General features: G+C 62.0%; 22 protein-coding genes and 1 pseudogene. 7 read left to right on the top strand and 16 right to left on the bottom strand.

All coding sequences use genetic code 11. The features are described from left to right. Positions 1 to 363 precede the first annotated feature (363 nt). The 7 genes from GGQ96_RS20410 to GGQ96_RS20440 form a co-directional block, all read right to left on the bottom strand. Positions 364 to 1,812, bottom strand: a complete 1,449-nt coding sequence (locus GGQ96_RS20410) for a L,D-transpeptidase family protein (RefSeq protein WP_246360752.1) — start codon at positions 1,810 to 1,812, stop codon at positions 364 to 366. Positions 1,813 to 1,925: 113 nt separating this feature from the next. Continuing rightward, a complete protein-coding gene (locus GGQ96_RS20415) occupies positions 1,926 to 2,939 on the bottom strand; it encodes an AI-2E family transporter (protein WP_184117103.1) in 1,014 nt (337 codons plus the stop codon). Next, entirely contained in the window at positions 2,936 to 3,793 is an 858-nt protein-coding gene (locus tag GGQ96_RS20420) for a YihY/virulence factor BrkB family protein (RefSeq protein WP_184117104.1), read from the bottom strand. Before GGQ96_RS20420 ends, GGQ96_RS20415 begins: the two co-directional genes overlap by 4 nt. 67 nt (positions 3,794 to 3,860) lie before the next feature. Beyond that, positions 3,861 to 5,069 carry a hypothetical protein gene (locus GGQ96_RS20425; RefSeq protein WP_184117105.1) on the bottom strand — a complete coding sequence of 403 codons (1,209 nt, stop codon included), beginning with the start codon at positions 5,067 to 5,069 and terminating at the stop codon, positions 3,861 to 3,863. Between the two features lie 22 nt (positions 5,070 to 5,091). Then, complete coding sequence (locus GGQ96_RS20430; protein ID WP_184117106.1) at positions 5,092 to 6,651, bottom strand: DUF389 domain-containing protein; 1,560 nt, start codon at positions 6,649 to 6,651, stop codon at positions 5,092 to 5,094. A gap of 9 nt (positions 6,652 to 6,660) precedes the next feature. Next, positions 6,661 to 7,641 carry a mechanosensitive ion channel family protein gene (locus tag GGQ96_RS20435; RefSeq protein WP_184117107.1) on the bottom strand — a complete coding sequence of 327 codons (981 nt, stop codon included), beginning with the start codon at positions 7,639 to 7,641 and terminating at the stop codon, positions 6,661 to 6,663. Between the two features lie 52 nt (positions 7,642 to 7,693). Next, entirely contained in the window at positions 7,694 to 9,502 is a 1,809-nt protein-coding gene (locus GGQ96_RS20440) for an SLC13 family permease (RefSeq protein WP_184117108.1), read from the bottom strand. A 184-nt stretch (positions 9,503 to 9,686) separates the two neighbouring features. Between GGQ96_RS20440 and GGQ96_RS20445 the strand changes: the two genes are divergently transcribed. Both GGQ96_RS20445 and GGQ96_RS20450 read left to right on the top strand, forming a co-directional pair. Next, the gene (locus GGQ96_RS20445; protein WP_116462797.1) at positions 9,687 to 9,911 is read left to right on the top strand and encodes a DUF2171 domain-containing protein; all 225 of its coding nucleotides are present in this window, start codon (positions 9,687 to 9,689) and stop codon (positions 9,909 to 9,911) included. A 71-nt stretch (positions 9,912 to 9,982) separates the two neighbouring features. Then, positions 9,983 to 10,539, top strand: a pseudogene (locus tag GGQ96_RS20450) (DUF305 domain-containing protein). On the opposite strand, the gene GGQ96_RS20455 reads toward GGQ96_RS20450, so the two are convergent. The 4 genes from GGQ96_RS20455 to GGQ96_RS20470 all read right to left on the bottom strand — a co-directional run bounded on the left by GGQ96_RS20455 (position 10,514) and on the right by GGQ96_RS20470 (position 14,415). After that, positions 10,514 to 11,791 (bottom strand): cation:proton antiporter, encoded by a 1,278-nt coding sequence (locus GGQ96_RS20455; protein ID WP_184117109.1) that lies wholly within the window; start codon positions 11,789 to 11,791, stop codon positions 10,514 to 10,516. The pseudogene GGQ96_RS20450 and the gene GGQ96_RS20455 overlap by 26 nt on opposite strands. A 4-nt stretch (positions 11,792 to 11,795) precedes the next feature. Then, positions 11,796 to 13,202, bottom strand: a complete 1,407-nt coding sequence (locus tag GGQ96_RS20460; protein WP_184117110.1) for a DUF2254 domain-containing protein — start codon at positions 13,200 to 13,202, stop codon at positions 11,796 to 11,798. 582 nt (positions 13,203 to 13,784) lie between these two features. Continuing rightward, complete coding sequence (locus tag GGQ96_RS20465) at positions 13,785 to 14,189, bottom strand: type II toxin-antitoxin system VapC family toxin (protein ID WP_343059158.1); 405 nt, start codon at positions 14,187 to 14,189, stop codon at positions 13,785 to 13,787. Further along, complete coding sequence (locus GGQ96_RS20470; RefSeq protein ID WP_184117111.1) at positions 14,167 to 14,415, bottom strand: AbrB/MazE/SpoVT family DNA-binding domain-containing protein; 249 nt, start codon at positions 14,413 to 14,415, stop codon at positions 14,167 to 14,169. Before GGQ96_RS20470 ends, GGQ96_RS20465 begins: the two co-directional genes overlap by 23 nt. Positions 14,416 to 14,646: 231 nt before the next feature. Between GGQ96_RS20470 and GGQ96_RS20475 the strand changes: the two genes are divergently transcribed. Together GGQ96_RS20475 and GGQ96_RS21620 are read left to right on the top strand one after the other, a co-directional pair. Continuing rightward, entirely contained in the window at positions 14,647 to 15,210 is a 564-nt protein-coding gene (locus GGQ96_RS20475; RefSeq protein WP_184117112.1) for a recombinase family protein, read from the top strand. A gap of 211 nt (positions 15,211 to 15,421) precedes the next feature. After that, entirely contained in the window at positions 15,422 to 15,685 is a 264-nt protein-coding gene (locus GGQ96_RS21620) for a hypothetical protein (RefSeq protein WP_184117122.1), read from the top strand. A 187-nt stretch (positions 15,686 to 15,872) separates the two neighbouring features. Here the strand turns inward: GGQ96_RS21620 and GGQ96_RS20485 are convergent, their stop codons facing one another. The 4 genes from GGQ96_RS20485 to GGQ96_RS20500 all read right to left on the bottom strand — a co-directional run bounded on the left by GGQ96_RS20485 (position 15,873) and on the right by GGQ96_RS20500 (position 17,516). Continuing rightward, the gene (locus GGQ96_RS20485; protein WP_184117113.1) at positions 15,873 to 16,160 is read right to left on the bottom strand and encodes a hypothetical protein; all 288 of its coding nucleotides are present in this window, start codon (positions 16,158 to 16,160) and stop codon (positions 15,873 to 15,875) included. A 169-nt stretch (positions 16,161 to 16,329) separates the two neighbouring features. Next, positions 16,330 to 16,767, bottom strand: a complete 438-nt coding sequence (locus GGQ96_RS20490; protein WP_184117114.1) for a Ros/MucR family transcriptional regulator — start codon at positions 16,765 to 16,767, stop codon at positions 16,330 to 16,332. A 37-nt stretch (positions 16,768 to 16,804) separates the two neighbouring features. Then, positions 16,805 to 17,008 carry a hypothetical protein gene (locus tag GGQ96_RS20495; RefSeq protein WP_246360753.1) on the bottom strand — a complete coding sequence of 68 codons (204 nt, stop codon included), beginning with the start codon at positions 17,006 to 17,008 and terminating at the stop codon, positions 16,805 to 16,807. A 79-nt stretch (positions 17,009 to 17,087) separates the two neighbouring features. Next, positions 17,088 to 17,516, bottom strand: a complete 429-nt coding sequence (locus GGQ96_RS20500; RefSeq protein WP_184117115.1) for a hypothetical protein — start codon at positions 17,514 to 17,516, stop codon at positions 17,088 to 17,090. Between the two features lie 258 nt (positions 17,517 to 17,774). Here GGQ96_RS20500 and GGQ96_RS20505 point away from each other — a divergent pair, with 258 nt between their 5' ends. The 3 genes from GGQ96_RS20505 (at position 17,775) to GGQ96_RS20515 (ending at position 19,392) form a co-directional block, all read left to right on the top strand. Further along, the gene (locus GGQ96_RS20505; protein WP_184117116.1) at positions 17,775 to 18,266 is read left to right on the top strand and encodes a DUF892 family protein; all 492 of its coding nucleotides are present in this window, start codon (positions 17,775 to 17,777) and stop codon (positions 18,264 to 18,266) included. Positions 18,267 to 18,514: 248 nt separating this feature from the next. Beyond that, a complete protein-coding gene (locus GGQ96_RS20510) occupies positions 18,515 to 19,234 on the top strand; it encodes a Crp/Fnr family transcriptional regulator (protein WP_184117117.1) in 720 nt (239 codons plus the stop codon). A gap of 2 nt (positions 19,235 to 19,236) precedes the next feature. Continuing rightward, a complete protein-coding gene (locus GGQ96_RS20515; protein ID WP_184117118.1) occupies positions 19,237 to 19,392 on the top strand; it encodes a hypothetical protein in 156 nt (51 codons plus the stop codon). On the opposite strand, the gene GGQ96_RS21245 is transcribed toward GGQ96_RS20515, so the two are convergent. Further along, a partial coding sequence (locus GGQ96_RS21245; RefSeq protein WP_221240088.1) for a hypothetical protein occupies positions 19,380 to 19,734 on the bottom strand: 355 nt, incomplete at its 5' end. The two genes, GGQ96_RS20515 and GGQ96_RS21245, sit on opposite strands and share 13 nt — an antisense overlap.

Here is a 19,734-nt window from a genome sequence, read left to right on the forward strand (position 1 = left end):
TGACCCGCAAACCCGCGGGCCTGACATTACCCCCACGACCCGGGTCACTTCTCGATGAAAACGCCGGGTCAACTCTCAGTGAAAATCAACAGCGGACAGGCCCCTTGGCGCCATCCTCCCCCGTTTCGTAGCAAATCACTACAGGGTCGGAAATATGGCCGGTTCGGATCAGCGTCAACGAGAGATTCCCGCTGGCGGGGCAAACGTTGCGACTGACAATCTCTGATGTCCAACGCAGGTCGGCTGTCAGTCCCAAACGCAAGCCATTCCGAGAACGTCCGCGCCGTCGTGATTGTCGTTCATCTTGGGAATAGCCGTGATTCATATTCATGATGCAAGGGTGCAGGCTCACCTCACGTCTGCTCACGGTCCAATGTCGATCGCTTCTGCTTGCGCGTGGCGGGTCTTTGCGTCGGCAAAGCCAAGCTGGACGGCGACTGCGTCGTTCCAGCCATAGGGATCGGTGCGGAAGCCAACCTTGCCGTCGTCTGCGACAAAGGCGTTATGGTAGAGGAGCCGCACCGGGATTTCTCGGGGCAGATCGACAATCTCGTAGTTTCCCGACGCGTGCGCCTTGGCCCAAGCGTCGCCAACGCCTTCCTGATCGGCCAGCATTGCGGCAAAGCCCAGAGCATCCGACACCCGGACGCAACCGTGGCTCAGGTGGCGCTGGCTGCGCTCGAACAACTCGGGGGCTGCCGTGTCATGCAGGTAGATCGCCTGATCATTCCGCATGTCAAACTTGACGAGGCCCAGCGCATTGTCCGGCCCCGAAGGCTGCACCCAATAGCCGTTAACGCGGCGCATGTTCTTGGCGCGCACCGTCGCGCGCGACACCGGGATCGACTTGGGCACGGTCCAAGTCGGGTTGGCGACCAGGCGATAGATCGGTGAGCCGAGCGGCGGGGTTTCGCGATTGGGCTCCCCGACGATGACCTTGCGGCGATCGACCAATTGCCCATCGCGGTAGTAGCGAAGCTCGGCAGCCGCGGTGTTGACGTCGATGCGTGTGGCAGGCGGTGTGCGTGATAGCCAACGTCGCCGCTCCAGCGCGACGGCAAGGGTCCGGGCGCGGTCACCGGGGCCGAGCGTCAGCACCCTCAGCGTGTTCGGTCCGATAATCCCATCCTCGCGAATACCGTAATCGCGTTGTAGCGCCTTCACGGCATCCGCGATGTCTTGCGAGTACAGGTCGACGGGCGACGTGGACGGTCGTGTGGTCAAATAACCATCGCTCACCAGCTGGTCGACAATCTCCGGAACACGCAGATCGACGTCGCCGACATGGATGCTGTCCGTCAGAGCGATAACGGGCCTTTGAGCATCGTCATTACGGCTCGCTTCTAGATAGGCTTGCGATAGCAACCTGTATTCCGGATCGACGGGAGCCAACCCGTTCAGCCATTGTCCGAGCCGGTTCTGGCGGAGGGCATCGGCCAATGCCCCGGTCTGGTCTGTAGCAGGTCGCGCAATCGTGTAGACGTCATGGAGCGACCGCGGATCGACCATGCCATGCGCCAAGGCGCGTGCGTAGGCCATTGCAGCTTCGGTATAGGCCTTGGCCGCCTCGACTTCGGGCTGGTTGTCGACATCACCCGCCAGGAACGTCACATGATCGAGACCGTGGCGAGCACGATTACCGAGCGCCTGTTTAAGGGCCGCACGGTTCGCTCCGTTCCAGAGGCTCTCCCACTGTGGCGGCGGTACAGGACGGGTTGTCGTTCCGCCTGGCAAGGTTTGCGCCATCGTCGGGAGGGCGGGAGCGGTAAGGGCAATCGAGGTAAGCAGTACGCAAGACGTCAGTTTCTTCATGCAAGACCAACGAACGAGGCGCCTTCCGCGCCTCACTTGTCCCCGAAATGCTAGCCCCATTTCACCCATCGAGGCCGAGGGGGTGGCTGCCCGTTATGACCTGCAAATGCCGGTCACGCCGACAGAAGCTTGCAGATCCAGCGGCTGCGATCAAACTGCCCGCAGATGATGACGATCGCGGCGGTCAGCGGCACCGCGATCAGCGCGCCCGCAATGCCCCAAACCCAGCTCCAGAAGGTCATGGCGACGATGATCGCGAGCGGCGACAAGGACAGCTGCTTGCCCTGCAACAGCGGGTAGACGACGTTGCTGATGGTCAGTTGCAGGATGACGAAACCGACAAAGACGAGGGCTGGCATCTGCCACCCGCCGAACTGAACGAAGGCAAAGAGCACGGGCGGCACGATCCCAACGATGTTGCCGATCACAGGCACGAAATTGAGCAGGAAGTTCAGGATGCCCCAGACCAGCGCCAGCTCCAGCCCGGTCATCCACGACCAGAGCGCCGAGGCGACGCCGGTGAGGATGCTGGTGGCGAGCGTCGTACCGAGATAGCGGCGCACCTGCGCGGAAATATCCTCGCCGACGGTCAGCAGCTCGCCGCGGTCGCCGCTTTCCATCATTTCATACAGCCGGCGCTTCAGCCGTGGCACTTCGGGCAGACCGAGCATCACGATGATGCCGATGAACCCGACATAGGTGACGAACCCATAGACGCCGCCCGCCAGCATCTGGAGCAGCGCCATAATCCGCTGGCGGTTGATCGTCCCGGCGATCGGTACACCATGCTCAGCAGCCCATCCGGCGAGTTGCCCGTATCCCTTCTCGAGGCTCGCCCAATTCGCGGTGAGCGCTGCGATGACCTGGCCGATCGACAGATAGACCGCTGCGGCAAAGGCGCCGAGGATCGCGACCAGCGATAGCAGGGTCAGCGTATAGGCCAGCCACGACGGCATGTGCTGCGCCAGCCTCCGCTTGAGCGGCCACAATGCCGCGACGATGATCGCGGCAAAGGCGATCGGCATCACGACAGCGAAGGCCGCCTTCAGCGCCCCGATCAGCAGGATGGCCGCAATGAGCGTCAGGAGGCGATTACGATACCGATGTTCGGTCTGACTGTCGGTCATGCGTCGCGTTCCTCGATCGTGATGCCCGCCTGATCCATCGCTTCGGCATTGAGGCGTGCCCCGAGCAACAACGCCCAGGCGGACACCATCAGCCACAACATCAGGATGACCGCTGCGGATAACGATCCGTAGGTGTCTCCGAGCCGTGCGAGGTGTGTGACGTAGAGACGGAACAGGAGGGTTGCCGCCAACCACATCGCGACACCCGCGATCGTTCCGGGCAAGACCGATCGCCAGGGAATGGCCGTCTCGCTCGCCGGTGCATAGCGATAGACCAGCATCAGGCCGATACCGGCCCCCAGCGTCAGCGATCCAAACAGGATGATCGTCGAGGCGAGCCGCGCACCGGGCAGCCCATCGGGAACATAGCTTTGCAGGAAGGCGAGTACGGACAGCGAGATCAGGGCCGTCAGCACCAGGCCCGCACAGCCCAGCACCAATAGCATTGCCGTGATCTGGCGGCGGATGCCCTGGCGCTCACGCTCGATGCGAAAGGCAAGGTTGATGCCGTGGAGCAGTGAGCGTCCCGCCCGCCTGGCGCTGAACAGCGCTATACCCAGCGAGACGATGATCGTCACGCCGGCGGGGTGACCGGATCCCAGAGTGTCGCGTAAGCCGCCCACCACAATGCCCTGCGCGTCGCGCGGCAGGATCGCCGTCAGCCTTGCAAGGTTGCGGGCCACTGTCTCGCCGGGGACGAATAGGCCGTAAGCTCCCGCGATGAGCCCGATGAGCGGGATAATCGCCAGAAAGGCGGCAAAGGCGATCGAACTGGCGGCAATTCCGAAATCATCCCGCAGGCCGCTGCGAACCGCCCGGACCGACAGCGCGACCCACCTGCCGCCGGAACCCAACCAGGTTTGCAGATGCCGGGGTGAGGCAAGCTGCCTCAGCGACGATGTTATGGCCGCAGTGACGGCCTTACCCTTCCGCCGGCGCACCAACGAAGACCGCGACCAGGCAGATGACGCCGATAGCGACGAAGCCGACGCGATACAGCATCGATCCGGTGCCGCTTCGAACCGAGACCAGCAGCGCCAGCACACACTGCATCGCGTAGAAGAGGGCAAAGGCCCGCGAGGAAAGCGCCACGACCTGGAACGGATCGGTCAGCCAGACCACCAGCACCGCCAACGCACCGGCCAGGGTGAAGGCGAGCGGCACGCTGATCCTGCGCCGCGACACCTCGTTGACCAGACCGCCAGAGCCGATCGAGTCCGCAACGGCCGCGCTGAGCTGGCTGGAGACCGCCCCGGCCAGGACGAAGATCCCGAGCGCCGGGGCGATGAACTCCATGATGTCGAGGATGCCGGCTACCCCTTCGGTCGCCGCGGCACGCGCCAGGAACGGCGTCAGCAGCGCGATGAAAGCGAGATAGATGACGGATGCGATCCACTGCGCGTGACGCATCGTTTTGATCCGCAGCGTGGCGGAATAGTCATGGCCGAGATAGCGGGACGTCTCGAACCCCTGCACGGTGATGATGAGGCCGAGCAGCATCGGGATGCTGGCCCAGGAGATGCGTGCCGGCGGCAGCGGATCGGCCATGCCGCCCATCGCCCAAGCGATGCCGAGCGCGACCAGCATACCGGCGATGATGCCGATCTTGATCGATACCGTCCCATGCGCGAGATGCTCGACTTTCCGCAAGCTCCCACCCAGTGCCAGCAGCGTCATGAGTGCGATGATGACGGTCACGATGAGGTTGGCGGCAATCGGCTGCCACGCCGGGTCGATGGCGATCGGCTTGAGCGTAAACTCGGCCAGGAGCTTCAGATAATAGGCGACCGAGACGGCGTAGGCGAGTGCCAGGACGCCTTGGGTGATACGCGCTACCCAGGCGATCGGATCGTTGAAGGTCGCATCGGCCAGATGGTTCTCGACATGGGTGATATTGAACCGGATCACCCAACCCGCTGCGTAGGCGATCGCCAGCAGCAGGCCCATCGCCAGGATGGCGGCGCTGCCGAACTCGCGGGCCAGCAGCGGGCCGCAGATCAGGAAACCCGATCCGATAATTGAGGCAAGCGGCGTCACCGTGGCACGCCAGCCATCGCTACGTGCGAACGGGCTGAAGGTAAGCGCAAGCGTGACGACAAGGGCGACGCCCAGTGCGATGGCGACGATCATGTGATGTCCTCAGGCGAATGGGTCATGGCGTGCTCCCCAAACCGGGCGTCAAAGCAAACCGCTGTCCAGCTGCCGGCAGCGGTACCGGGGTGATCCCAGCTGTACGGAGCAGCGACGCGATCGCGATCGCGCGCCGCTGTGAGAGGTTCCGTCGTTTCGGCATTGCACCGGCAGGCAGGCCGGGGACACCCAAGGCCGTCATGTTCCAGCGCTTGGCCGCCCAGATCGACGTAGCGACAGCAGCATACGCCGCCGGATTCAGCGTATCGACGTTATCCGCGAAGACAATGACCGGCAGGGACGATTGCGGCGGCACGACAGACACGCTCCAGCCTTCCGCCTGTGCTCCTGCGCGGGTCTCCAGCATCCGATAGGTTTCGAGGGCCGCGCCCGGCAATGGCGAGGCCGAGGCGATCACGCGGTGATGATCCCGGTCGATCGTAACGTCGTCGGCGGGAACGCCGGTGATGAGGGCGACCAGACGGGCAAGGTCGGCACCATGCTGCGCCTCCAGCTTGGCGAAATCGCTGGCCTGTCGCAGTTCTTCCCGCTGTGCCTCCAACGCTCCCGCTCCTGGCTCCAGTAAAATCTGGTCGAGGTCGAGACGGACCTGGCGGCCGAGGCGTTGCGACAGCGCCGATTGCAGTGCGGGGGTCTTCTGCATCGCACCGCGCGGCGCGATCACGACGGCACGAACGATCAGCGGGTCGGCGGCAAAATCCAGATCGAGCTGCGTGACCCGGGCTTCTTCCCCGAATCTGTCGGTCAGCAGTGTCCGCGCCTGCGACACGGCTACCGCTTCGCTACCTATACGATTGAGCGAGATGCCAAGCGGAATTGCCATGACGACGAACACCAGCGTCAGCAGCAGCGTCTGGGTCCAACTTTGCCGCCGGGAGAGATGGTGCCCAAAACCATAGAAGCGAGCCATCAGCGTCGCCGACAGCGCGATGGTGATGAAGTTGGTCACAAACAGGGCAAAGGCGCCTGCTCCGACCGGCACGTTGCGGGTTGCAATGCCGTAGCCGACGACGGCGAGTGGCGGCATCAGTGCGGTCGCGATCGCAACGCCGACGATCGTATCGCCGCGCCCGCGGATGATGGCGAAGGTGCCGGCGAGCGCTGCGAACAGCGCGACTGCCAGGTCGAACAGATTGGGCCGCGTCCGTGCGACGATCTCTGCGGTCGGTGCCTGTAAGGGCGAGACAAGCACGATCAGCGCAGTGAAGGCGACAGCCGCGACAGCCCCGATCGCCAATGCCTTCAGAGACCGGCGCAATTCGCGGAAATCGAACAGCGCCAGGCTGAAGCCGAAGCCGAGGATCGGGTTCATCAGCGGCGAGATAAGCATCGCACCGATAACCACAGCCGGTGAGGACAGCAGGAGGCCGAGGACAGCGATACCGGCCGACATCATCGTCATGAACGCAAAGCGCGGGCTCCAGCCACTTTCCTCGACGATACGGGCGACGACGGCCTCATGATCGACGCGGCCAACGATCGCGCGCCGCCACCATCGATAGAGCGCCAGGCGGGCCAACCGGGTGCTGAGGTCGGTCCGCCCGGCAGCTGCGTCACTCATGCCATTCACCTATGCCTGATCTGCCGATCGATCATCGTCGTGCCTGCGCTCGCTACGCCGCGCGCGGGGCGGATTGGCACCGGCGGGCCAGCCCTCCCGCTGCCGCGTCCGGTCGCCATCGGTTTCCTCGGTCTGGTCGTGGAAGAGGATTTGCTGGGTCGGGAAGGGCAGGTCGATGCCGTTGTCTGCCGCGGCTTGCCAGATCGCAAGAATGACCCGTGCGCGCAGATGGACGATGTTGGTGCGCTTGGACTCCGACCACCAACGCGCACGCAGCGTCACGGAGCTGGCATCCAATCCCCATGGCAGCACTTCCGGCGCCGGGTCCGCCTTGACGCCTTCCACCTTGGCGATCGCTTCGGCAAAGACCTTCATCGCGCGATCGGGCTTGTCGCCATAGCCGATGCCGATGTCGAACTGGTCACGGCGCACCGGGAATGCGGTGTTGACCGTCACCGGCGAGGTATAGACGTCAGAATTCGGGATGATGACCCGGCGCCCGTCATAGGTCTTGATGAGGGTCGCGCGGCTCTGGATGTGCTCGACGGTGCCCTCGAAATCCTTGACCACGATCTGGTCGCCGCGCCGATAGGGACGGTTGATGAGTAGCAGGATGCCGGCCAGCAGATTCTGGAGGATGTCCTTGAACGCGAAGCCGATTGCGACCGAACCGATACCGAGGCTGGAGATGATCGTCGCAGGCTTCACGCTTGGGAACACGATGACGCAGGCGATCAGGACAGCCGCTGCGACGACCAGACCGAAGGTCAGCGAGGCGAGGACGCCGCCAAGGTCGATTAGCCCCTTGTGATGGAAGGCGCGCCGCACCCCGTTGGCAATGAGTTTTCCTGCAAACCAGGCGATGATGACGAAGACGATCCCGCCGATGATGTTCGGCAGTTGCAGGAAGAAGTCGTTCGAGGCGACGTGGAGCTTCGCCGTGATGAGGTCGAGCGGGTTTTTCGCCGGCGGGGGCGTGACGGACTGCATTGTTGATGAACGGGGTGTCAAAACCGTTGTTCCGCAAGCGATACGGCTGCTCTCACGGGAAAAGCCATGTGATAGCAAGGCACGTCGCCGCGCCGACGACGACATTCATCGGTAGCCCGATCTTCACGAAGTCGGAGAAGCGATAGTCGGCTGCCGCATAGACCATCGTGTTGGTCTGATAGCCGATCGGTGTCGCGAAGCTGGCGGATGCTGCGAACATGACTGCGACGATCAGGGCGCGGGGATCGTTGCCGGTCGCCTGGGCGATCCCGATCGCGACCGGCGTCATGATGACGGCGACGGCATTGTTGGTGACCGTCTCGGTCAGCAGCGACGTCAGGAAGTAGAGGACGAGGATCAGCATCAGCGGCGACAATCCGCCGATCCACGGCGCGATGGTGTCGACGACAAGCTTCACCGTGCCGATCGCCTCCAGCCCGCTGCCGATGCCGAGCATTGCGAAGATGAGGACGAGGACACTGCCGTCGACCGATCGCCACGCCTCCTCAGGATCGATACAGCCGGTGACGAGAACGATGCCCACCCCGATCAGAGCGAGGAGAACGACCGGCATCACGCCCAGAGCCGCAAGCGCGATCACACCGGCGAGCGTTCCGATCGCGATCGGGGCACGACGCCGGCGGAAGCGGCGAACGTGGCTGGTGTCCTCGGCAATGAGGTTCGTGTTCTCGTGCAGCGCTGCAATTGCGCTGGCATCGGCCGCGACAAGCAGGCTGTCGGCTGCACGAAGACGCACGCTGCCGAGATCGGGGCCGGGCAGATGCCGCGCGCGACCGATTCCGAGCACGCGGGCAGGCAGGTTTGACAGGAACGGGATGTCGCGCAGCTCACGCCCCAATGCGGGGTGGGACGGTGCGATCGTGAGACCGATAAGCCGCACATCATCGGCGCGCTCGTCATCGGCAAGGCGAATGGGACGACCGACATTCTGGAGGCCGACGATCACGCCCTGGCTTCGGGCAAGTCCGTCCAGTTCGTCAGCCGAACTGGCCACCACCAGGCGGTCGCCGCGATTGATCCGTAGGTCGGGGGCCGGCTCGCGCAGCAACTCGCTGCCGCGCCTGATCGCAACAAGGCGAACGGCATCACGCTTGCGGAAGGCCAGGTCGGCAACGGTCGGGTACTTGGCCGCTTCATCGTCTGATAGCGTGAGCTCGGTCAGGTAGCGGAGCTGATGGCGATCAGCGATGTCGTTGTCCGGCCGTGAGGGCAGCAGCTTGGGTCCCAGCACCAGCATGGTGGCAATGCCGGCCGCCATGGCAACGAGGCCGACGCCGGTGATCTCGAAGATGCCGAATGCCGCTTGCCCGTTCGCGCGGGCGACACCGTCCACCAGCAGGTTGGTCGAGGTGCCGATCAGCGTCAGCGTGCCCCCCAGGATCGAGAGATAGGACAGCGGGATCAGCAGCCGGGTCGCCGGGATGCCCACGGTCTTCGCCAGTCGCCGCACCAGAGGGATGAGGACGATGACGACCGGCGTGTTGTTGATGAAGGCGGGCGCCGTCGCGGCACCGGCAAGCATTTCCGCCACGGTGCGCCGCGGTGCCGCAGCCGCGCGGCGGACGACGATACTAGCAAGCGCTTCGATCGTACCGGTGCGAACCAGAGCACCAGATAGGACGAAGAAGGCGGCGATGGTGATCGGGGCCGAATTCGCAAAGGCGGCCGTAACCAGCGAAGGGGTCAGCCAACCGAAGACGATCATGGCACCGGCGCCTGCGATCGCGATCGTGACTGGCGGAAAGCGTTCGCTGGCAAAAGCGGCAAACAGCGCCACGATGAACACCAGGCCGATTACCGGCTGATGCGCCTCAAGCGCCGTAGCAATGACGTCGAACAAACCCCCTCCTGCTTTTATCAGGTTATGCGTTCGATAACGCGCGTGCGAACCGATTGCCCCCGCGACAGGGCAAATTTGGTCGTCAGTGTTCTGCCTGTTCGACCGTTTATCATCGACGTTTTGTGAAAAGCGATGAACCCGTCCGGCTGCTGTGACGTTCCGACTGCTTCAACTAGGAGGTAGCATGTTCGAGAAGCTGCGGATCAAGGAACATATGGAAATCGCCGGTTCGGACGGCGAGCATGTCGGCACCGTCGACAAGGTCGAGGGCGAGACGATCAAGCTGACGAAGACGGACTCGGCTGATCATCAGCATCACACGCTGCCGTTCGACATGGTCGACCGGGTCGAGGACAATCGCATCTATCTGAAGGTCACCAAGGCAGAAGCGCAGGCAGCGAAGGCCTGATCAATCGAAGCGCCACGAGCCCTTGGGGTACCGTGGCGCTACAATGGCTGCGAAACGGGAGGTCATCGACCATGGGCTACGCACGTTTCGCAGGCATGATAGCCACCTCGACGGTGGTCATGTTCGGGTTGATGTACCTGAACACCTACGCCCTCAGCCACATCGAATTCAGCCAGACCCGCATGTGGATGGCGCTCGTCAGGGTGCGGTCATGGCGCTGATCATGATCGGCTTCATGTGGGGCATGTACAAGAATACCCGCGCGAACGTCGGCATCATTGTGGGTGCGATACTCGTCTTTGGCGGAGCGCTCTGGCTGGTCCGCTCTCAGGAGACGGTGGACGACGTTGCCTGGATGAAGGCGATGATCCCGCATCATTCCATCGCCATCATGACCAGCGAGCGGGCGCATATCCGCGATCCCCGTGTGCGTCTGATCGCCGACCGGATCATCGATGCACAGGTCCGCGAAATCGCCGAGATGAAGCGTGAAATCGCAAGGCTGGAGGCAAGGCCGGTTCCCGCTGGCGCCCCCGACCTGCCCTCTTATCGTGACCGGGGCGTGGCTCCGCCCTCAGGCGAGACGGACGCCGACGCGAACGTCAACACGTTGGCACCGATCCGCTAGGTTTGTCGTCGCCCGTATCCATCCGGCGCAGTATTCGCTCGATGGTCCCGCCCTGGATGATGACGGAGAAGAGCACGACGACATAAGTCGCAGCGAGCGCGATCGACCGTGCCGGCCCGTCGGGGAGTCCCAGCGCCAAGGCGACCGAAATGCCACCCCGCAGCCCGCCCCAGATGAGGGTCACGGGCGCCAGACGGCCAAGCGACAAAATGGGTTTTAGCAACGTCAGCGGAGCGGCAACGGCGATGACCCGGGCCAACAAAACCAATGGTACGGCCGCCACGCCAAGCGTGACGAGGCGGGGATCCCATGGGATCGCAACCACCTCGAGGCCGATGATGAGGAACAGCACCGCGTTCAGGATTTCGTCGATCAGCGACCAGAATTTGAGGAGATAGTCGCGGGTGACATCGCTCATGGCGTCTGCCACGCCCTTGTTGCCGATCAGCAGACCGGCAACCGCCATGGCAACCGGACCGCTGAGGTGGAGCTGCGAGGCCAGCGCGTAGCCGCCCATCACCACCGCCAGGCTTATCATCACCTCGACATTGTATTCGTCGATCGATCGCATCGCGCGGTAGCCGATCCACCCGACTGCGAGCCCGAGCAGCACGCCGCCCCCCGCCTCTTGCAGGAACAGGGCACCCGCATGCCCGATCGACAATGGTTCGGTACCAAGCGCGGCTTCCAGCAAGATCGCGAACACGACAACACCGACGCCGTCGTTGAACAGGCTTTCCCCGGCGACGGTCGCCTTCAACGTCGGCGACACATCGGTGCGGCCAAGCACGCCCATGACCGCAACCGGATCGGTCGGGCTGATGAGCGCTCCGAACACCAGGCACCAGATCAACGGCACGGTCAGCCCCAGCCAACCAGCGACATAGTGGAAGCCGAAGCCGATCACCGCCGTCGACAGCAGGACTCCCCCGGTGCTCAGGCCGATGATCGGCCAGCGTCCCCGGCGCATGTCGTCCCATTTGACGTGCAGAGCGCCCGCGAACAGCAGGAACGACAGCATGCCGTCCATCAGCGTCGTATGGAAGTCGATGCCGGCGATGAACCCGACCACCTGTTCGCCGACGTCGCTGCCGGGCAGGAGATGATCGAGGCCGATGACAAGCAGCGATGCGACCAAGCCCATAACCGTCAGGCCGATCGAGGACGGTAGCTTCAGGATGCGATGGTTCAGATAGCCGAGGGTGGCAGCAAGCACGATCAGGATCGCGGCGGCATCGAAGGGGGTCAGCATGAGGTCAAGCCGTTCCGGCGAGCCAAGCAGTGCCGTCCCGCAGGCGGCGCTTGAAGTCGGGCGCATCAAGCGCGCGGCGCAATTCGTTGGCACGCTCGCGGACGCGGGCAAGATTGAAGCCGTTCAGGCCCTCCGCGGCCAGTTCTACCAGCTTGTCGGCATAGTCCCGAATGACGGCGCGACGATCGGGCCGATCGCACTCCAGCAACACCTCGCCCAACGCGTTCAGGTAACGCATCGCAGCGATCATGTCGGTCGCACAATATTGCGCCAATGCGCCGAACGACCGATCCATGAATGAGGCGAATGTCACGGGATGGGCGATGACGCGCAGGGTGCCCTCGTCATCGACGTGCAGATGCGAGGGCAGCGATCGACCGGCGAGGTCGGACAGCGCTGCCCCCAGCCAGTCGAGGCAGGTCACGGCCGTAAACGGGTCATTCACGCCTGGAGACAAGGCGCGCGCGGCGATCTCGACCAGCTCGTCGATGAGGAAACGCAGATCCTGAAGCGCAGATCGTCGAGAGCCGATGGTATATACCCCGCGCAGAGCGTCCGTGCAGTCATTGTCACACTGCGCTGGCGGCGAAACCTCCATCAGTGCTCGCCCGACATGAACAAAGTCACCGGGCTGATATTGCAGGCGCAACACGAGATCATGCTTCCTGGCGAGGCGCATGACGGCTTCGTCGTCCAGAAACTGGATGTACCCGGTACCCTCAGCCTCGACCGATCGCCGCTCGCGTCCGGCCGCCACGTCCGCATCGTCGCGGAAGGTTGCGGGGATCTCGTACGTCGCGGCCTGCTGATCGTCCGGTGCCTCGCCGACGAAGCGCGGAAAACGGTCGTCCACCCCGCGCAGGAGCCGATCGCCGACATCCTCGATCACACTGTTGATGTGGATCTTAGATGGCACATGGTGAATGAAATAGATCAGCACGCCGATCGAGCAGAGTGCGAGCACCACACCCACGAGCAAGGCCAGGTTCGGTACGAAGCCGGCCCCGTCGGATTCCTCCGGCGAATGGATCGTGCGCAGTACGAGCAGGCAATAGAGGAATGTCGCGATGAAGGTTCCGAGCGTCACCTGATTGCCGCGATCGCGCATGAAATTGGTGAGGAGGCGCGGCCCATACTGACCGGATGCGTACACCACGGCAGCAATCGTCACCGAAAAGACCGTGCCGGCGACCGTAATCATCGAACCGCCGATCGAGGACAGCACCTGACGGGCACCATCCGGGCGCGAGGCGTACAGCCAGACGTAGCCGTCCATCCATGAGGAACCGATATAACTGTCCAGCGCCACCATCCCGCCAGCCAGCAGGATGGCAGCGAAGGCCATCAGCGTCGGCACGAACCAGTAGCTGGAACCCAGATAGTCAGCGAGGCGGCGGAGGCCAGCATTCATGCGCGTGCTTTCGATGTCGGCCGGCTTCGACCCTTTTCGGAACCGCGAAGCGAAGCAGGCACGCGATCATGCCGACTATCCCGCTTCTGCTCGTTTTAACCGTGAAACGACCGACGTAGTTCCGAAGATCGCGTGTAGCGAATAACTCGAAAGCCGATCCTAAATGCAAGGCCCATGGGTTTTGGGACAGGTAAGCTTTTCCTGGAATACCATCCCAATCGGGACGCTCAACAGCGCGCTGACGAAGCGTCAGCGTATATCTGAGTCCGCTTTATGTGACGCCCCCATGTAGCTGCTGCGGTGCAGTTTAATAGGGTGCCGTATAGTCCTCCTTGGCTAGGATTCCAGGCAGACCGACGGGCTATTTGAGCCAAATTCTAGACGTTTGTTTTCGGCGCAAATCAGACCGGCTAGTGTAAGAACGCCGAGAGTATATCCCGAACGTACCAGCACCAGATTGATCAACGGCGTAGTCAGATTAGATTTAAACAGGGGACGGTAGGGGAGAGGGAGACTATGAGCAATTTGTCCGCTTTCGTGGGCGTAATCGGAGGTTTGAATAGGCGTTTTTGGGGACCCATCTCACCGACCTATTTGTATTTCGACATCTAGCTGAAGTGCGGCCCAGGCGCGATCCATTGTAAGAGCAATACCGCCACAGCTGATAGCTAAAGCAAGACAGCTTCGATCACCGAGCGATAGTCCAGCTGAACGAGTTTCGCTGCGGAGTAGGCCGGCGATAGTGGCTTGGTTACGGTCGGCCGGGACCACCTCAACGTCAAGCTGTGCCATGATATCAAGGATCTGCTCGCGGGGGGTGCCGCGGTCGACCAGCTTGGCGATGACTTCCGCATAGTTGACAGCGCTCATTAACGCGCCGCCCATCTGCTCCGCAACGCGATCCGCACCCGGCTCGTCAAAGAACGCAGCGAGGATCGCTGAAGCGTCAAGAATGACTGGCCTGTCAGTCACGTTCAGCTTCCGCACGGCGATCAGCGATTAGTTCGTCCGCGACCAACCCGTCAGCCGGGGCGTACGGACGTAGCATGGCCTGTATCCGCTTAAGCACATCTCGCCGCGGCCGAACGTGTAGTTCCCCGTCGACAACGCGCATCATCACTTGGTCGCCGTCGGCAAGTCCAAGCTTCCGGCGAATGTCGGATGGCAGCTGTAGGCGTCCTCCGCTAACGAGACGTCCGTTATGAGCGTTCATGGTACCATACTCCTGCCATGTACAGATTCTGACAAAGCATACATACCTCTTGCCCTAGCGACAATCTTCTATTCCAGCGGCATAGCTAGTCCGCGCGAGACTGCCACTCTGGGTATACCCTGAACGCGCATACAGGCCTGAACAGCTCCTCCGTTCAATCAGGGTAGTTCGCAGCTATATTGAACACATCGCGGTGAGGGTCTAGAAGCTGTGTGAACAGTTGAGGCTGACATGGCGCTTTTTGGTTACGCACGCGTATCGACCATCGATCAGGATGTTGGCATCCAGGAAGCGGCCCTGCGCAACGCTGGGTGTCAGACGATCCGCTCGGAGAAAAAGTCTGGATCGGAGCGGGGCGGGCGAACCGAGCTTCAAACGCTGCTCGACTTCCTGCGCGAGGGTGACACACTGGTGGTGACCCGGATCGACCGGCTCGCGCGATCGATGAAGGATCTCCAGGACATTGTCCACGAGCTAAAGGGCAGGGGGGTTACGCTCAAGGCCACCGAGCAGCCGATCGACACTGGCACGGCTGCGGGGAAAGCCTTCCTCGATATGCTTGGTGTGTTTGCCGAGTTCGAGACCAACCTGCGCCGGGAGCGCCAGGCGGAAGGGATCCAAGCGGCCAAGGCTCGTGGCGTCTACAAGGGTGGTAAGGCGCGCATCGATCCCGATGCGGTTCGCAAGCTCATCGCCGAGGGGGTTAAGCCTGCCCATATCGCGCGGCAACTCGGCATATCGAGGGGCACCGTCTATAAGTTCATACCAAAGCCGAATGACGCACCAGCGACGTAGCAGATCTCCAAATTACTGGATTTTCTTGGTGGTGGGCTGTCCGGCTGCTTCCGGTCGCTGCTGCGGTCAGGAGTACCGCTCTAAGCCCTGAAAACTTCCACTTCTGCCTGAACCAGCGCCCGCTTTCCCGTTCCGTTCAACCCTGCACAAACGGCCAAGAATGGGTCATGACAGAGGCGACCTCGCCACGAAATGTAACGCAGGTGCATCTATGCACAATCGCACGTGTGCACCGATGGCTTGGTACGAGTTCGTGCTTTCAGGCGGAAAACTATACGAGCAGACGCGGACATCAATCTGGGGCGGCGGTCTGCGTGAAGCCGGCATGAGCATCGCGAGGACGGCCGATCTCGCCGGTTGCAGCATCGCTCAGGTCAAAAGAGTGACGGCGCTGCCCCGTGCCAAGCTTACAACTCGACTGGATGATCAAGCGTCGAACCAAGCCGGGGGTGTGACGACCGATGTGCCATCTTGAAACAGCGTCATAGAGAGCCTGCTACGGCGCGGGGAAAATGCTGGGATGGCAGCAGGGGGACGGCGTTCGCCCTATAAAGGCTGTGAACCGAACGGCCTGCCGCTCCGGTTCGGCGCTCCAACATTCCCCCAATGCTCGGAGCGCCTCCTGTCACATTCCTCATTGGTGGTCGAGATTGCCAGGATGCCTATGCCTTATTGCCGGTATCTAGGACCTTCAACAGGTCGTCCGCGAAGCCGTCTGTCTTCACCGGCATTGCCGTGCGTAGTGCTTGCCCAAGAAGCAAGGCTGCGTTGCCATTTCGATCGGCAGCACTTTTGGTGATCCGCCGGCGGACGCCTAGCATATTGAGCCGCGCCTTGACCATGCCGTGCGTTGCGCCAAATGCTTCGCAGATATCGTCAATGCTGTCGCCCTCGACGTAGCGCCGGGCCAGCTCAATCTCTTTGTCACGCGTCCAGAAAAGTCGGGTCATCGATACTCAAGGACAGGCTTTAAAGCGGGCATGGCGCCGCGCTCACATGCTGTGACATCAGATATTTACCGATGCCAGTCGTGATGCCGATAGTACGACGTTAAACGCCTTCATACGCCCGGTTGAGCCTTGAGCAAGGGCGGGTGAAGTTGACCCGCCCTTCCTTTATTCACTCAGCCGCGTCGTCCGCTGCGGCCTTCGGCTTGCGACCAAGGCCGATCGTCTTGGCCATGGCGCTGCGGCTCTCGCTATAGGCAGGTGCGACCATCGGGTAGTCGGCCTTCAGGCCGTAGCGCTCGCGATACTCCTGCGGGGTCAGGCCGTGGGTGGCGATGTGACGACGCAGCGTCTTGTAAGGCTTGCCGTCGATCATCGAGATGATGTGATCACGCGAGGCCAGCGACTTGCGCACGCTGACGGCGGGGACTGCGCCCTCGTTGCTCGCCTCGGGAGCGCTGGGTTCCGGCGAAGACAGGTTTGCCAGGGCATTATGCATCGACTGCAGGAAGGCGGGTACGTCTTCAGAGCTGGTGCGGGTGCTGGGATTGTTCAGCCAGGCGATGGTCAGCTCAGTAGCGAGTTCAACAATATTGGTTTGATCAGTCATACGTCATACTCATGTCGACACGTCCGCACAGCGCGCACTAGAGGCTGATATTCCGCTTCTGCATCTCCGCCAAGACGATTTGGCCGATCAGTGACATCGGCTGATTTCGAAATATATCTGCAATATCAAGCAGATCCTCATCATCCAGGCTGAGGAGAGAGTTTTCGATATCGGCAAGACGCGCCGCTGCTTGATCACGGGTCTGGTCGAGCCGCTTCATTCGGGATTTCAGCATGGTCATGCCTGTAGCATGAGCCATGCGGCAGGGGCAGGGGAGGCGATGCTCATAATGGCACAGTAGCTAAGTGCCTGACCTTGCCTCAAGCTGCAGCGGCCACCGCATGTTTGCTGATCGTAGCGGCTGCCACCCCGCGAGCGGCAAGGTCGGCCAAGGGCAGGTTTCTGTAGTCAATCCACCATTTGGCCTCTGCAATGGTGGCGCATGCGCTGCAGGCCTCCGGCGTTCCGTGGTCACGATCAGCCAGGAGACTGGTGAGCCGAGTGACCCGGATGGTCTCAGCCCAGGCGACCTGACGTGGGCTGCCGCATAAGGATGCAAGCGCAAGGTGAGCGAGGGCTGCCACCTGCTCTGCCGAAACCGCCCTGCCGCTCGCCTGCCTGGTTGAGCGCCGACAGCTATCGCAAGGAGCGGCTTCCAGTAAGGCGACTTTGCGCTGCTGTTGCTGCGTGAAGCCCAGCACATGGTGAAGCTGCATGTGGCCACAGGCATGAGTGACGGTGTGATCCATGGCGGAATCATGCCGGTGAAGTGGTTCGCCGCAAGGTGCATGAGTCAGACTGAATCGAGTGTGCGACGAGGCGTTCAGCTACGCCGCGGTAAGGTGTATGCCTTCGGCCAGAAGGATATTCCACTCGAAGCGGTGCCATGGGTTATCGCCGCCCGATTTTAGCCACGCTTGGCAGCCGACCTACGGAACCGACACCATCGCCTCTGCCTTCCTGCGTCCGAGGCACGGGATGTGCCTGATCGAGCGGGAGAATGGTGAATGAGCACTGACGTGAAAAGCATGTACCAGCAGGCGCTGCGCAACACCCATGCGATGGAGCATCAGGGCCTGGTGCAGATGCAGGCGCAGGTGAAGGGCCTGGACGACTATCCGCAATATGCCAGCCTTCTGGAGCAGCATATCGAGGTGACCAAGCGCCAGCTTGCTCGGCTCGAGGCCGAGATGGAGGAAGCCGAAGCGGGCAGCGGTGCCCTGCGCGAGGCGGTGACCACGGCTGCGGGGACAGTCGGAGCTGCAGTTCACGGCATCATGCCCGATGCCACGTTGAAGAACCTCTATGCCGGCTATGCCTTTCAGCACGAGCAGATTGCGGCCTATCAGTCCCTCAAGGTCATTGCCGATGCCGCTGGCCATGGCGGACATGCCAGCTGGATCGATCAGACGATCGCAGAGGAACAGGAGGCAGCCAAGGCGGTGGAGGCGCTGATTGCCCCGGTGACACAGAGCTTCATCGCCAAAAACGGTAAGTAAGCCGTCACCGGCTTATGTCCTCCATCTCCATCCAACGACGCCTTGCCAATGGTGATCGTGCGGCGGAGAGAGGGTGGGTGATAGCGATGAGCGGGGATGGTGTAAAAAGATGGTCGTGCAGGGCATGCTGATCTAAAAATCCATTCTGAGCAATGGGTTAGCACCATTTCTGCGATCGCACCATTTTGGGTTTGATACATGTGATCTTTGGTATTGTAGCGCGACCATGATTGTATAGTTTCCTCCCGATGAGGGCCTATCCCGTCACGCTGGTTCGTCGATTCTCAAGCCTTGTGGATCTGAGCTTTGATGATGAAGCTTCGCTAGCCACTCTACCGTTGGACATCAGCTCGGTAGTACAGCGGCAAGCCATCCTGCGAGCAGGTGAGCCGTCCCCTTCCATGTACGTGATCCTGGAAGGCTGGGCGGCTCGCTATGGCATTCGCGCAAACGGATCACGGCGGATCACCGGCATCATGCTTCCGGGCGATTTCTGCGGCATCCATGCTCTCAGCGGCGCGTCCCTTGACCATGGTATTGTGGCTTTGACGAATTGTAAGATCGGCAAGATCGATTGGACGATCATCGCCGATCTGGCGCATGCGTCCCCCGCGATCAACCGCGCCTTGTGGCGCGCAAAGCTGGTGGAAGAGTCGATCTTGCGGACCTGGTTGCTCAATTCCGATGACGCGTTCCAGGCAGTGGGCCACCTGCTCTGCGAGCTTCATGTGCGTGCGTGCGGTGTAGGCCTGATGCAGAATAGGCGGTGTTACATCCCCCTGACGCAGCAGGATATCGCCGATGCCATAGGCATCACAAACGTGCACACGAACCGTATGCTGCAGAAGCTGCGACGCGAGGGGCTTATCGAGTTTCAGCGCGGTGCCTTGTTCATTCCCGATCAAGACGCACTTCGCAAGGCGTGCGACTTTACACCTGCGTATCTTCATCCCCTTGAGGCGGCATAATCATGACCCAGCAACCAGCCGCCGATCTGGCTCACCTGCGGCACCTACTCGAAGCCGCGCTTCTGGAAGCAGACCGCTGCGATCAGGTGGTCGCGGCCCATGTGGCAACCGCGCTCGCGCGGCTCGACGAGATGAAGTTGCTTCGTCAGTCCAGGTAGCGCTGAACGTCGGACAATAGCTCCAGCATTTCGCTCACTCTGCCATGCCCCGCCGGGCTCAGCGAGAAACGACCCTGCTGTTGCTCGACAAGTCCTTCACTCTCCAGCACCGCGATCCACCGTCTCGTGACGGCGGGGTGAGCAAGGTCAACGCGGCCCAGCCCTCGGGCGCAAGGGGATAGCGCTTCCTCTTGTGCGAGGTACAACTCTAGTAGGATCGTGATCGGAGAGGGGGTGTGCAAGCCGAGTAAGCGTCCGGTCTTCTCCACCTTGCTGACGAGGTGATGCGCAAGCCACAGGTGCGGCACTGTGGCAGACACCGGTGCGGCATCATGGCGACGC

This window comes from Sphingomonas abaci, from assembly GCF_014199625.1.
GTDB lineage: Bacteria > Pseudomonadota > Alphaproteobacteria > Sphingomonadales > Sphingomonadaceae > Sphingomonas > Sphingomonas abaci.

Coding starts and splice junctions, on each gene's coding strand:
- GGQ96_RS20435 (WP_184117107.1), bottom strand. CDS start 7,641: ATGCAGTCCGTCACGCCCCCGCCGGCGAAAAACCCGCTCGACCTCATC.
- GGQ96_RS20430 (WP_184117106.1), bottom strand. CDS start 6,651: ATGAGTGACGCAGCTGCCGGGCGGACCGACCTCAGCACCCGGTTGGCC.
- GGQ96_RS20445 (WP_116462797.1), top strand. CDS start 9,687: ATGTTCGAGAAGCTGCGGATCAAGGAACATATGGAAATCGCCGGTTCG.
- GGQ96_RS20425 (WP_184117105.1), bottom strand. CDS start 5,069: ATGATCGTCGCCATCGCACTGGGCGTCGCCCTTGTCGTCACGCTTGCG.
- GGQ96_RS20515 (WP_184117118.1), top strand. CDS start 19,237: ATGACCCAGCAACCAGCCGCCGATCTGGCTCACCTGCGGCACCTACTC.
- GGQ96_RS20410 (WP_246360752.1), bottom strand. CDS start 1,812: ATGAAGAAACTGACGTCTTGCGTACTGCTTACCTCGATTGCCCTTACC.
- GGQ96_RS20505 (WP_184117116.1), top strand. CDS start 17,775: ATGAGCACTGACGTGAAAAGCATGTACCAGCAGGCGCTGCGCAACACC.
- GGQ96_RS20455 (WP_184117109.1), bottom strand. CDS start 11,791: ATGCTGACCCCCTTCGATGCCGCCGCGATCCTGATCGTGCTTGCTGCC.
- GGQ96_RS20490 (WP_184117114.1), bottom strand. CDS start 16,767: ATGACTGATCAAACCAATATTGTTGAACTCGCTACTGAGCTGACCATC.
- GGQ96_RS20470 (WP_184117111.1), bottom strand. CDS start 14,415: ATGAACGCTCATAACGGACGTCTCGTTAGCGGAGGACGCCTACAGCTG.
- GGQ96_RS20500 (WP_184117115.1), bottom strand. CDS start 17,516: ATGGATCACACCGTCACTCATGCCTGTGGCCACATGCAGCTTCACCAT.
- GGQ96_RS20460 (WP_184117110.1), bottom strand. CDS start 13,202: ATGAATGCTGGCCTCCGCCGCCTCGCTGACTATCTGGGTTCCAGCTAC.
- GGQ96_RS21620 (WP_184117122.1), top strand. CDS start 15,422: ATGCACAATCGCACGTGTGCACCGATGGCTTGGTACGAGTTCGTGCTT.
- GGQ96_RS20485 (WP_184117113.1), bottom strand. CDS start 16,160: ATGACCCGACTTTTCTGGACGCGTGACAAAGAGATTGAGCTGGCCCGG.
- GGQ96_RS20495 (WP_246360753.1), bottom strand. CDS start 17,008: ATGACCATGCTGAAATCCCGAATGAAGCGGCTCGACCAGACCCGTGAT.
- GGQ96_RS20415 (WP_184117103.1), bottom strand. CDS start 2,939: ATGACCGACAGTCAGACCGAACATCGGTATCGTAATCGCCTCCTGACG.
- GGQ96_RS20510 (WP_184117117.1), top strand. CDS start 18,515: ATGAGGGCCTATCCCGTCACGCTGGTTCGTCGATTCTCAAGCCTTGTG.
- GGQ96_RS20475 (WP_184117112.1), top strand. CDS start 14,647: ATGGCGCTTTTTGGTTACGCACGCGTATCGACCATCGATCAGGATGTT.